Here is a 12,133-nt window from a genome sequence, read left to right as displayed (position 1 = left end):
AACCATCTGGTTAGTGCCAGATGGCCACTTGGTTTCGGCCCGCCTTTTTGGCTTGGTACATCGCAGCATCGGCGTGTTGACACAAGACATGGACCAGCGCTGACTCATCGTCAACGCGCACTTGCTGCGGGTGGTAGGTGGCAATGCCCAGGCTGATGGTGATGTGGATCATTTCGTCTGAGGGCAGAAAAAATTCTTTGCTTTCAATGGCTGTGCGTAGACGATCACACACCTCATGGGCCTGGTCTTCATCGGTCTCGGGCAGCACCAGCATGAACTCCTCTCCACCGACGCGACCCAGGGTGTCAATTTTTCGCAACTGAACTTGACAGGTCTTGACCAAACCTTGCAGCACCAGGTCTCCCACATCATGGCCGTAGTCATCGTTGACACGTTTGAAATGGTCAATGTCCACAATCACAAAGCTCAGCGGGACATGATGACGTTGGCTGCGTGAAATCTCCAGCCGCGCACGGTTGAATGTCTCGGCACGGCTGAAGGCACCGGTCAGTGAGTCGGTTTGTGAAATTCTTTTCAACTCTCGGTTGGCCAGCTCCAGGCTGATGACCACATTGCGAATCAGCACAATGCCTAAAAAATGCGCACTGGCGATCATGAAAAAAATCAACGCTTCCACGCCTGTGACGCTTTGGTGGCCGTCCAAGGTCCAGAGCATCAAGGCACGGCGAAATGTCAAGGCCACGAGCCCCAAAGCCAGCAACAACCAACCCCAACGGTATTGGCTGGAATGCACATACAAATCCAGTGCGACCACGGCAGCCAAAATCTGCAACAACAAAGATGCGCCATAAAAAAAGGTGAACAAATCGGGCATAGAGGTACAGGTCTGGACGACTTGTTCAGCGCATGAAGTTTTCAGCGAACTTGGCTTTGACCCGTGCTTCGGAAATTTCAATGACGCCTTGCTTGACCAGTTGCGCCAAGCTTTGATCCAAAGTTTGCATGCCTGCCGCGCTGCCAGTCTGAATGGCTGAGTACATTTGCGCCACTTTGCCCTCACGAATCAAATTGCGCACCCCAGAAGTGCCCACCATGATTTCAAATGCAGCCACGCGCCCCTTGCCGTCTTTGCGCTTGCACAAAACTTGAGAGATCACCGCCTCCAGCGACTCCGAGAGCATGCTGCGGACCATCTCTTTTTCTTCTGCGGGAAACACATCAATCAGTCGATCGATGGTTTTGGCTGCCCCCGAGGTATGGACTGTGCCCAACACCAAATGGCCAGTCTCGGCGGCGGTGATGGCCAAACGAACGGTTTCAAGGTCGCGCATTTCGCCCACCAGGATCACGTTGGGGTCTTCGCGCATCGCCGCACGCAGGGCGTTGGAAAAGCTCAGGGTCTGCCCGCCCACCTCGCGTTGGTTGATCAAACAGGTGTTGGGCGTATGCAGAAACTCAACCGGGTCTTCAATGGTCAAGATGTGTTTGGGGTCTGACTGGTTGAGACTGTGAATCATGGCCGCCAAAGTGGTGGACTTGCCAGAACCGGTCGGCCCTGTCACCAACACCAGCCCACGTGGACGACGGACAAACTCAGAAAATACCGCAGGAGCGTGCAAATCGTCCAGGCTGGGAATACCTGCCGGGATGGCACGAAACGCCACCGCTGCACCGCGTGTTTGGTGAAACGCATTGACACGAAAGCGTGACAGACCAGCCACTTCAAAAGAGAAATCACACTCCAACTCGCGCTCAAAGTGCTCACGTTGGTGGATGGTCATGATGCTGTAGACCGCTTCACGAATGTCAGCATCGCTGAGCGTGTGGTCAGACAGTTTTTGTAAATCACCATCGACGCGAATGATCGGCGTCAAACCCGCGGACAGGTGTAAGTCAGAGGCGCGCTGCGCCACGCTTTGGGCCAACAAATGTTGAATATTCATACGAGCCCCTGTGTGGACGCGGGGCTCAGCGCCCCAGTTGACGAAGCCGGTCTTGCGCGAATTGCGACAAGGAGGCAGGTAGCCCCAAGTCAATGGCTCGCTGGTAAGCCTCTGCTGCACCCACATTCATGTTTTGGGCTTGCAAAGAAATCGCCAGACCGACCAGCCAATTCGAGGCATCCGGGGCTTGGCGCAACGCAGTGAGGTAATGTTGGGTGGCCTCTTCATGCCGACCTTGACGTTGCAACAACGCGGCTAAAAAGGCATGGTAGTCCGCGTTGTTACCGGCTGAGGGCAGCCCTTTTTGCAAGGTGTCAATGGCAGACTCCAGCTCATTGGACTGCACCAGCACGTGGGACAACGCCATGGAGAACTCGGTGCGATCAGGCGTCAGCGTCAAGCCTTGCAACAATAGACTTTTGGCTTCTGCCAACTGGCTGGCATCGACCAGCACACGCGCCAACAATTGGCGCGCATCGTGGTTGGCTGGATATTCTTGAATTGCTTTTCTCAACAAGCCCTGGGCTTCGGTGTTGCGTCCTTGTCGAATCAGGGTCAATGACTCGCGGTACCAATTGGCTGAACGTTGCTCGACGCTGACCACACGGCTGACCGAACTGCTGGGCTCTGCCTTGCTGCTCACGGCCACGGGCACACTGGGTGCCGCTTCAGTTTTCACCACCAACTCTTGGGCTTTTTTAGCTCTGTCACTGGGACTGGCTTGCGGGGTCGTGCTGGCAAGCGTGGGCAGCTTGGCTGTAGTCTCCGGCATCGGCGTTGGCTGGGGTGGCTGAACCTTCGGTTGAGCAGGCGCCTGATCTGCTGTCACGACGGGCGATGTGCTCAAGCCAGGGCTTGGCAGCGTTTGCACCGAAGGAATTTGTACCATCGGTGGCAACGAAGCGCGGGGTGAAACACTGCGGTAGTAAGAGAGCGAAGCCGCCACCAGCACGGTAACGGCCAGAGCACCTCCCATCCAATGCATGAACGCAGGAGAGGCAGAACGATGGATGACGCCTCTGACTTGACCTTGCAAATCAGCACTGGCGTTGGTACTGCCTTGGCGCTGGTCTATGTCCTTGAGCATTTGGTTGATCAAACTCATCGCAAGTATCCTTTTTCAATCACCAGCCACAACAGGCTGGCCAACAGCATGCCCAACAAAGCCCACACGCTGAATATCGACTGCATGGGATGGATCGATGTGGTGTCGAGCACCGCAGCACGAACATCACCAAAGGTCACTTGGTGGTGCCCTTTGCCAAACGCAGACAACAAGGCCTTGTGGGAAATAATATTCACCAAGCGCGGCACACACTTTGTGCGCAACTTCAACAACCACAAAGCGGGACGCGTGAACAAACGCCCACCGCGATGCCCAGCCACCTGCAAACGGTGGTGGATGTAGTAGTCGATCTCATCGCCCACCATGGGAGAGAGACAGTAATCAAAGGCGATGCGCTGTTTGAGTTGGCGAATCGACGGATGGTTGAGCTTTTTTTCCAACTCGGGCTGGCCAAAAATGATGACTTGCACCAGCTTGCGCTTTTCCGTCTCCAAATTGGTCAACAAGCGCAAGGCCTCGAGTGTCTCGATCGGCATGGCTTGCGCCTCGTCCAAACAAATCACCACGCGCTGCCCTTGGCGGTTGAGTTCCAACAAGCGCTCATTCAGGGCCCGCAACAATTGGTGCTTGTGGTGGGTACCGGGATCGAACGCAATGCCCAATTCGGTCGCCACCTCCATGAACAAACTGTCCGGGTCGATATGCGGGTTGGGCACATAGGCCACTTTGAAACCTGGCCCCAGACTGGCCATCAGCTTGCGGCACAGCATGGTTTTACCTGTGCCCACTTCGCCTGTGATTTTGATGAAGCCTTCGCCCGTTTTCGCGGCCACCAACAAGGTGTTGAGGGCTTCCTGGGAGACGCCTGAGGAGAAATAGAACTCGGTGTCGGGCGTGATCCCAAACGGAAATTCTTTCAATCCAAAATAGTCAAGGTACATGCGTGTCGGCTTTCTTGGGCTTGATCGCCTGCATGGCCTCAACGCGGCGCGGGGGTGTTGCGAGCACCGATGCGCTCACCGGTGGCGGCAATGTCGTTGGCCCAAACGCTGTCGTCTTTGACCACGGTGGTCTTGAGCATGATGACCAGCTCACGTTTGGTGGAAGACTGGGCGCCACGGTTGAACAAGGCACCCACGCCAGGGACATCGCGTGCACCGGGAATGCCGCCACGGTTGTCGGAGGTTTTTTCGGTCATCAACCCGCCAATCACAATCACTTGACCGTCTTTGGCTTTGACGACGCTGTCGGTTTCGTTCAAGGTATTGACAGCGAATGGCACGGTACGGTCTGAGTTGGGCAATGCCAACTTAGACTTTTCGACCACGCTGTTGACCATGGAATGCACATGCAGGGTGATGTTGTCGTCGGCATCAATTTGCGGTGTCACGTCCAAGGAAATACCAGAGAAGAACGGCTGGTACGTGAGCGTGGGGTCAATCGTGATGGCGTTTGAACCGGCCGAAGGCACGCTGATGCTGCCACCCGTGATGTTGGTGACAAACGGTTCTTCGCTGCCCACTTTGATCACCGCTTTTTGGTTGTTCAACGTGGCAATGCGTGGGCTGGACAAGACATGTACACGTCCTTGCGACTCCAAAAAGTTGATCAAAGCCGCAAAGTTACGCGCTTGAAATGCCATGCCCAAGCCTGACGAAAACGCGTTGGGCGCTGACGCGCCAGTGGCGAGCGTGGCCCCCAGCAAACCACCCAGTGTGACGGTGCTGGAGATGGTGCCCCCCACGGCGCCAACGTTGGGTTGGTTCATGCCAATGCTGCCCGTGCTGGCACCGACCGAGAATTGGTGCATGCCATTTTGGAAAGCACCCCAGTTGATGCCTTGCTGTGAGTCGTTGCTGAGCTCGACGTCGATGATCTTCGACTCAATGATGACCTGACGCGAAATACTCAGTTGCATGGACCGCAACAGCTTTTCCACCATGCGCAGCTCGGTGGGCATACCCCGGGCCAGGATGGTGCCACTCATTTGGTTGATGGTCAGTGCACGGCCTTGCACACATCCGTCGATGCCGTGCAAACGGTCACCGCGGGTGGACTCACCGAGTTGCGAAATATCAGCACGTGAGGCATTGCCTTGTGAGGTGGAGGTGCCGCCCACACGGCTGGTCGCGGTGGTGGCCACCGACTTGGCAATGTTGCAGCCCAGCACGGTACGCAACGCGTCTTCGGCTTCACCCCAAATGTCAGATTTGACCGAGGTGCTCAAGCCGCTGGCTTGCACTGAGGCGTAGTTGGAAGAGCTGGTGCTGGATGAAGAGGTGGAGGTGCTGGAGGTGTGCCCTACCGAAGCACCGCCAATGACCTGCAAATCGCTCACGCCACGGCGTTGACCTAGGATGTAGTTGACGTAGTACAGGCGGGTTTGCAATTCTGCCGCTTGAACCAGGATGCGGTGTCCATCGATGGTGTAGTCATAGCCGTACACATCGCGGATGGCGTTGAGTGCCTCGGTCAGGGTCACGTTCTTCAGGTTCAATGTGACGCGACTGGCACTGGTCTCAGCAGACGGCATGATTTCTTTGGAAATCGCACCACCTGCGGCGCCAGGTATGGGCAAAGCGCCCGCAGCGGGTTTGAGCAAGATGCTGTACTCGGTGCCTGCCACCAACCCCGCCAAGACTTGACCAATGGGTGCGTCGTTGACCACCAGATCAAAGCGTTGATCGACCGTGCCTCGACCCGATTTCGGGATGAGACTGTTGATGGAGGGCATCATCAAGTCACTCAAAATTTCTGCCGAGACGCCTGAAGCCGGTGTTTTGACCGCAGGTTTGGTCACCCCCGCCTGTTTCATTTCCTGCGCAATGTTGTTTTGCGTGGAGACATCAGGCTTGGGGTACGTGGACGTGCAGCCCACAAGAACGACAAGGGGTGCGACGATGGTAAGAGCGTGCCAATTCACGGACTTCTCCTGGTTGGTTTGTGATCACGGGTATCGGCCCCCTGGTCGGCACGATCTGCTGAGCGCAGCGTCTTGACCACCGAGGGACTGACTTTGAGGGTTTGGGTGCCGGATGCGCTTTGCATCACCACACCTTGCGAATGGATGCTGAGTAAGCGCCACTGGTTGACGCTTTGTCCGGGTTTGACCACCACGCCATCGATCACCGCATATTGACGCGATGACCCGATGAGCAACACTCCGAGCCGCTCCGGGGGTGAGATGGGCGCCAGCACATAGTCTCCATTGGGGTTGCCATCCGGCAAGCCATTAGAGGGGGCAGAGACCACAGGTGGCGGACTGATTTCCGAAGGGCGGGTCGGGTCGCGCAACACGGGTTGCGCCCCCAGTGGAGTTGCCAACAGCCATGTAGAGGCCGTGACGCATAGGAGTTTGAAGATGGATTTCATAGATCAGGACAGCCCCAAATTGGGTTGATCGCTCAGAATGAAGATGGTCAGGCGCAGCGTAGCTTCGGGGTACTTCAGCGCAGCCAGTTTGGCGTCTGACCAAAACAAGGTCTGTGAACTGGCTTCCAGGGTTTTCACATAGGCCAGCAAGTCCAAGTAATTGCCGCGCACCTCGATGTCGATGCCGTGCTTGTAAATGGTGGTTTGGGGTGCGCTGGTTGAACCATTTTTGGGCGCCGCCATCAAGGACTTGACGGGCAGTGTTTTGAGCGCATCGAGCGTCACTTTGGGGTATTGCGACTTGAGCACTTCTTTCACCAGGGTGCCGATTCGAATGGCATCGGGCCTGACCCCTCCCGAGATGGCATCGAGCACCGCAATTTGCTTTTTGAGCTGTTCGTGCTCGGCTTGCCGCAGGGTGAGCATGGCCCTTCCCTCGTTGCCTTGGTCCAAGGCCAAGGTTTGCGCATGGATCACGTCGAGTTGGGCTTGCGCAACTTGTTGTTGTGACACCAGCACTTGGTGACGAATGTCCTGCGGAGTCAACACCCCGGTGTCAAACAAGAAATACACCCCCACCAATGCAACCAAAACTGAAAGCCATTGCTCTCGCAAGCTCAGGTGTGAGAACTTGACTTGCAAGCTGTTGGAAAAGTTGACCAAGTTCATGATGGGCGCTCAATAGAGTTTGAATTTGATGAGGTCGGCTTTTTGCGCTGCTGCGGCCCCCACAGACACTTCCTCGCGCGAAAGCTCCATGGATGAAAACTGGTAACCAAACGCCTTGAAAGCTTCGTTCAACCGGTTGGCATAACGCATGACGGCCTCGTTGCTGAGCGCATTGCCCACGATCACCATGGATTTGCCGGCTTTGGTGACTTCAAATTGACGGACCCAGACTTCGTTTTCCGAGATGGTGGCCAGCACAGACATTGCCCCGGAGTGCCCGCTCAAGCTGCCCAACTCGCCTTTGTCGATCAGACCCACCAGCTCCCGGCGCGCATCAAGCCGACTGCGCATGGCACTGGAGGCTTTGGCCAAAGCGTCGGCATCTTCCAATCCGGACGCTCGCCGCTTTTGGTCTAGCACGGCTTTGGCCGCTGCAATGGACTTCTGGGTCTGTTTTTCAAGGGCCAGTTGCTCACGCAAGGTGAACTCATTCCAGATGGCCACACTGGTGAGCGCGAGCACCAGCAGGGCCACGCCACGAATGCTGTACCAAGCCAAGCTTTTACGCGTACGGCGACGGGTTAACAGGTTGATCTGCTGGCTCATGGTCATTACTCGTTGAAACGCAATGCGGCGCCCAGCGCATTGAAATAAAGGGCTTGCACTTCAGGACGTACCAACTCTGAGCCCTGTGGCCAGTCAAACACTTGGCCCAAATCGAGTGTTTGAACCGGCTCCAGCAAACGAGAGCCCAGCTCTTTGGCAAGACCAATCTCTTTTGCAGTCGGGCCAACCCATACGCGGTTGATCAAAAGTGAGGGAAAGTTGCGACGAATGAAATCGATGGAGCGCTGAATTTCCAGCGCCACACGGTCAAACTCCAAACTGGCTTGGTCGGGCACGTTGATGTCGACCTCATCAAACAAGGCCTCACGGATGAAACGCTCCAGATAGAGCTCACCCTGGAAGGTCACGGTCAGTTGAATGCCCTTGGGTTCTGCAAACACCAAGCACACCCCCTCGTTTGGCTTTTCCATGGCCACCGAAATATTGCGTTGTCCGGTTTCACGGATGTCAAGTGCGGCGAGTTCGATGTGTGCCGCCTCGAACAAGTCCGTGCGTTTTTCAACCAATTCACGACGCGAGGTGACGACGTACAGCTGCGGGGTGCGTCCTGTGGGTGCGTTGAGGGTTGGAATTTCCATCCATGAAAAATTGGCTTCCGTGGCTGGGTAGTCAATCAGAGGGCTGAGCGTCCAGCGCAGGCTGTGCTCCATCTCCTCGGCCTGGACCGCCGCTTTTTCAACCAAAAACATTTGGTATTCGCTGCGATCCAACACGCCCACCCACGGAAAGCCCGAACTTCCAATCAGGCGGTTGACTTGCGACAAGGCATCCACGCTGGCAGCCTCGCCGGGAAGCGCCGCGTATTTGACGACACGTGGCTTTTCACCGGTTTTGCGTGGGCTTTTGACGCTGACACCGAAGACGCCGCCCTGGCAATCAATCGATGCCCAACCCGATGGACCGGTGCGCCACAGCCAATTAATTGATTTTTTCATCAAACTTATAGCCTTTGTTGATTTTTGAAGTCTAGGTGAATTGGTGATAAAAATCACAAGAATATTTAGCAAACTAATGGTTAATTTTGTTTAATTTGACGAATATCAAACAAATTCAATATTTTGATCACAAAAACAACAATTGAAGCTACATTGGAGTTTGATCAATTTTGTTTTTTTAAGGAGATAGTTCATGCGTTCACTGAAACAAACCTCTTCACATAACCAATCGGGTTTCACTTTGATTGAACTGATCATCGTGATTGTGATCATCGGTATCTTGGCTGCGATTGCAGTTCCGAAGTTCCAAGGCCTGACCGAAGAGGCCGAAAATGCAGCCACCAAGGCCGTCGCAGCCAACTTGGTGTCGGCGGCAGCCATCAACTACGCCAAGGTCAAGTCTGGTACCGCAGGTGCCACCGCAACGACCACATGCGCCGAAGTGGCGGCATTGCTGACCGATTTGGATACCTCGGTGTATGACGTGCAAACCACGACCTACCCTGAGTGCACGGTCCAAAAAGGCACATCGGGTCTGAAAGTCACGTTCACGGTGCCCAACTGAGTGGACAGTTTGACCATCAACACTTTCGTGTGAGTCATTGCCAACTCTGAATGCCCCCGCATCACCCGCCTCCTTGCTGAGGGGACGGGGAATGCGGGGCTTTTCTTTGTTAGAACTTGTTTTTGTGGTTGTGATTTTGGGAATTTTGAGCGTGTATGCGATCCCCAAAGGGTTCAACATCACCGATGTCACGCTGGATTCACAAGCCCAAAAATTAGCCTCCGATTTACGCCATGCCCAGTTGCTAGCCGCCACCCAAGGCGTCAGCCTATGTGTGCTGACCAGCACCAACGCCTACAGCGTGCGTCCCAATTCGATAAATTGCACGGCAGACCCCATCACGGACCCAGCCAGCGGCTCGGCCTTTTTGGTCAATCTGGAAAAAGGTGCCGAACTCTCTGGGCCTTTGGCCAATGCCGCATTGGTTTACAACAGCCTGGGGCAGCCCAACGGCGAGGTGGTGTACACCCTGAACTCGCCGGACAGCAACAACAAAAAATTTGTCACGGTGTGGGCCCTGACTGGCCATGTGGTGGTGGGGCCATGATGAAAAACACCACGCGCCGATCACAACGCGGTTTCACACTGATTGAAATGGTGGTGTCCATGCTCGTGCTGGGCATTGCAGCGACGGCCATCATCACCCTCAACAGCAATTTGTTTTACCGGTTGACCGACGTTCGTGACCTTCAAACTGGCACACAACTGCTGCAGGCCTGTGCAGAAAAGGTCATGGCCACGCGACGCCGATCTGGTTTTAGTGCGGTTTTTGAATGCGATGAGATGAGCAATTTTGATGGCTTTGACGTGCCGAAAATTTCGACTCAAACCGTGACGGGCACAAGCGCCATCACAGACTCCTGCCCTGTCAACGTGCAGTGCAAGCAGGTGGTGATTACGGTGAAGAAAAACAATATCTCATTCACGTCAGTCACCTTGCAGATGATGAATTTCTAAGCATGCAAACGACCCACGCCCCACAGTCCGCACGTGGCTTCACGTTGATAGAAATGGTCATCAGCATTGTGTTGCTGGGGATTTTGAGCATGCTGAGTGCGCACATGATTTCAGACAGCATCATGTCCTCAAAGAGTGTGCATGCCGAGAACGCGGGCACCGCTTCTGGGCGCTACGCCATGGAGCGGTTAAGCCGCGAGTTGCGAGAAGTACGTTTCGACAGCACGACAGGTGCCTTTTTGATTTCGTCCATGGGCAGCCCAACACACATGGTGTTTGTGCGGGAGGTGCTGGGCGTTGACACCACGGTGACGCTGGATGCCACCGATCAAACATTGACGTTGAGCCACACCGCAGGCAGCTCAAGCGCCATTCTGGCTGAGAACGTGACCCGATTTTCTCTGGTGTATCTCGACGTCGGTCTGGCAGAAACATCCTCCAATGCGCTGATTCGTTACGTCCGAGTGAGCTTGACGGTGTCGCCTCCTGATGGGCCAAGCACCGTGTTTAACAACTTGGTTGCATTGAGAAACTCATGAGTCATGTTTTTCGCAGATCCAATGTCAGCAAACACGCGGGTGTGACCTCGATCGTGGGGTTGTTGTTTTTGATCGCGGTGGTCATTTTTGTATTGGCCCAGACACACACGATGACTGGCAGCAAGGCGGTGGATTCACAAATCTACGATGACAGTGTGGCAGCACTGTATTTGGCCGAGAGTGGCATTGAGCGCGCTACCTACACCGTCAACGACGATGTGAGTTATGACGACAGCAGTTTTGTGAGTTCATGCGGGACGGTCTCCAACAGCCCAACGTATGAGCTGGGGCGTGGCACGTTTCAGTTCGTCAAGCCCTCGGTAGACCCCACCACACTGGCTTGTGCGATCAGGGCCAAAGGTTCGGTTGGTCGGGCCAATCGCACGCTGGAAAGCACGATGAGTATGTTTTCTGAGATCGGTACCGCAGGTTACGGCACCAACATCAACATGACATTGCGCAACAATAAAAGTGTGCCTGCGGTGGCTGTGTTCAATTTGGCTTGGCGCCGCCACGGGAGCACCGGCAGCAATCCACCCGGTAATAACTCGGCTGCCAGTGCCTGCACGCTGCCGTCTTGCGGCTTGATGTATTCAATCGAGTCCAGCAGTGGCACCCCGAGCGTGGGCAGCTTGGGTACCGCGGTGGGCGCCGCAGCCAACAGCAGTGTGGTGGTGACACAAACGCTCAATCTGGAGCGCAACTATGCCGAGGTGGGCATGATCATGCCGGGCATGGGTGCTCAGCCCCTGATCAAAGGCAGTTTTGCCGACGGCAAGCGCACCGCCAACACCCAAAACAACACCGTCACCACGGGTGACACGTCCAGCGGGGAAGCCAAAGGTTGGTGTAACGATGCAGACACCCTGGTGTTTGGGGTGTCGGGCCGCGGCAATGACAACGTGACAGGCGCCTTTGCATCGGTGGTGTTCAACAGCAATGGCAGTCCAGCACAGCCAATTGCGATGAACTGGATTGCACACTACCCCAACACCGACGGCACAACAGCCGGTGTGTATGGTGATGTTTTTTCAGAGATCTGGTGGACCTACAACCCCACCTTCCCCAAGATGCTGGCCAGCTCAGCAGGCACCACAGTCACGGTGGCTTCGACAGCCAAGATTCAGGTTGGCACGATCATCAAGGTGTACAGCGGTTCAGGCCTGTTGGCAGGCAATACCAAGGTCACCTCGGTGCTGGCCAATGGCACGCAGTTTGTGGTCAGTTCGACCCCCACGACCCCACTCACCAACGCCACCATTTGTGGTGGGGTGTGCGCCCTCTTCAATGATCCGTCGAGCAATGGATCAAAGACCGAGTTTGCGCTGACCCGTGCCACCGCAGCGGCTCAGCAATGGGCCGGTGGTTTCACTTGCTTGAGTGGCGTGGACCCGAGCAAAGTCAAACGTATTTCGCACTCTGGCGTCACGATGTACAAGTGGCATGAAGTCATCTCTGACGAGCCCATCAACTGACGCCCATCGCACCTCAAGGAGAAC

At 55.3% G+C, this 12,133-nt stretch carries 14 protein-coding genes; 5 read left to right on the top strand and 9 right to left on the bottom strand.

Annotated elements, in window-relative coordinates:
- Positions 1-10 precede the first annotated feature (10 nt).
- From B9Z41_RS01535 to pilM, 9 genes are read right to left on the bottom strand one after another with little or no spacing between them, the layout of a single operon-like run.
- Positions 11-835 (bottom strand): GGDEF domain-containing protein, encoded by an 825-nt coding sequence (locus B9Z41_RS01535; RefSeq protein WP_100144300.1) that lies wholly within the window; start codon positions 833-835, stop codon positions 11-13.
- 25 nt (positions 836-860) lie between these two features.
- Entirely contained in the window at positions 861-1,904 is a 1,044-nt protein-coding gene (locus B9Z41_RS01530; RefSeq protein WP_100144298.1) for a type IV pilus twitching motility protein PilT, read from the bottom strand.
- A 25-nt stretch (positions 1,905-1,929) separates the two neighbouring features.
- Positions 1,930-3,009, bottom strand: a complete 1,080-nt coding sequence (locus B9Z41_RS01525; RefSeq protein WP_100144296.1) for a tetratricopeptide repeat protein — start codon at positions 3,007-3,009, stop codon at positions 1,930-1,932.
- Entirely contained in the window at positions 3,006-3,911 is a 906-nt protein-coding gene (locus B9Z41_RS01520) for an ExeA family protein (RefSeq protein WP_100144294.1), read from the bottom strand. Before B9Z41_RS01520 ends, B9Z41_RS01525 begins: the two co-directional genes overlap by 4 nt.
- A 38-nt stretch (positions 3,912-3,949) precedes the next feature.
- On the bottom strand, positions 3,950-5,893 hold the full coding sequence (locus B9Z41_RS01515; RefSeq protein ID WP_143474130.1) for a secretin N-terminal domain-containing protein: 1,944 nt from the start codon (positions 5,891-5,893) through the stop codon (positions 3,950-3,952).
- Positions 5,890-6,342, bottom strand: a complete 453-nt coding sequence (locus B9Z41_RS01510; protein ID WP_100144290.1) for a hypothetical protein — start codon at positions 6,340-6,342, stop codon at positions 5,890-5,892. The genes B9Z41_RS01515 and B9Z41_RS01510 overlap by 4 nt, the downstream gene beginning before the upstream one ends.
- Before the next feature lie 3 nt (positions 6,343-6,345).
- Positions 6,346-7,011, bottom strand: a complete 666-nt coding sequence (locus B9Z41_RS01505; protein ID WP_100144288.1) for a hypothetical protein — start codon at positions 7,009-7,011, stop codon at positions 6,346-6,348.
- 9 nt (positions 7,012-7,020) lie between these two features.
- Positions 7,021-7,617, bottom strand: coding sequence for a hypothetical protein (locus B9Z41_RS01500; RefSeq protein ID WP_143474129.1), 597 nt, complete (start codon positions 7,615-7,617; stop codon positions 7,021-7,023).
- A 5-nt stretch (positions 7,618-7,622) separates the two neighbouring features.
- Positions 7,623-8,573, bottom strand: a complete 951-nt coding sequence (pilM, locus tag B9Z41_RS01495) for a type IV pilus biogenesis protein PilM (protein WP_100144284.1) — start codon at positions 8,571-8,573, stop codon at positions 7,623-7,625.
- A gap of 193 nt (positions 8,574-8,766) precedes the next feature.
- Between pilM and B9Z41_RS17300 the strand changes: the two genes are divergently transcribed.
- The 5 genes from B9Z41_RS17300 to B9Z41_RS01470 all read left to right on the top strand — a co-directional run bounded on the left by B9Z41_RS17300 (position 8,767) and on the right by B9Z41_RS01470 (position 12,109).
- Positions 8,767-9,138: a prepilin-type N-terminal cleavage/methylation domain-containing protein gene (locus B9Z41_RS17300; RefSeq protein WP_100144282.1), complete on the top strand. Its 372-nt coding sequence runs from the start codon at positions 8,767-8,769 to the stop codon at positions 9,136-9,138.
- A 91-nt stretch (positions 9,139-9,229) separates the two neighbouring features.
- Complete coding sequence (locus B9Z41_RS01485) at positions 9,230-9,685, top strand: Tfp pilus assembly protein FimT/FimU (RefSeq protein ID WP_100144280.1); 456 nt, start codon at positions 9,230-9,232, stop codon at positions 9,683-9,685.
- Positions 9,682-10,095, top strand: a complete 414-nt coding sequence (locus tag B9Z41_RS17005) for a prepilin-type N-terminal cleavage/methylation domain-containing protein (protein ID WP_158236108.1) — start codon at positions 9,682-9,684, stop codon at positions 10,093-10,095. The genes B9Z41_RS01485 and B9Z41_RS17005 overlap by 4 nt, the downstream gene beginning before the upstream one ends.
- Positions 10,096-10,097: 2 nt before the next feature.
- A complete protein-coding gene (locus B9Z41_RS01475) occupies positions 10,098-10,634 on the top strand; it encodes a PilW family protein (RefSeq protein ID WP_100144278.1) in 537 nt (178 codons plus the stop codon).
- Positions 10,631-12,109, top strand: a complete 1,479-nt coding sequence (locus B9Z41_RS01470) for a hypothetical protein (RefSeq protein WP_100144276.1) — start codon at positions 10,631-10,633, stop codon at positions 12,107-12,109. Before B9Z41_RS01475 ends, B9Z41_RS01470 begins: the two co-directional genes overlap by 4 nt.
- Positions 12,110-12,133: the final 24 nt, after the last annotated feature.

The organism is Limnohabitans sp. JirII-31, assembly GCF_002778315.1.
In the GTDB taxonomy this organism is placed as follows: Bacteria; Pseudomonadota; Gammaproteobacteria; order Burkholderiales; family Burkholderiaceae_C; genus Limnohabitans.
The sequence above is the reverse complement of the archived record's forward strand: the minus strand, read 5'-3'. Positions and strand labels throughout refer to the sequence as shown.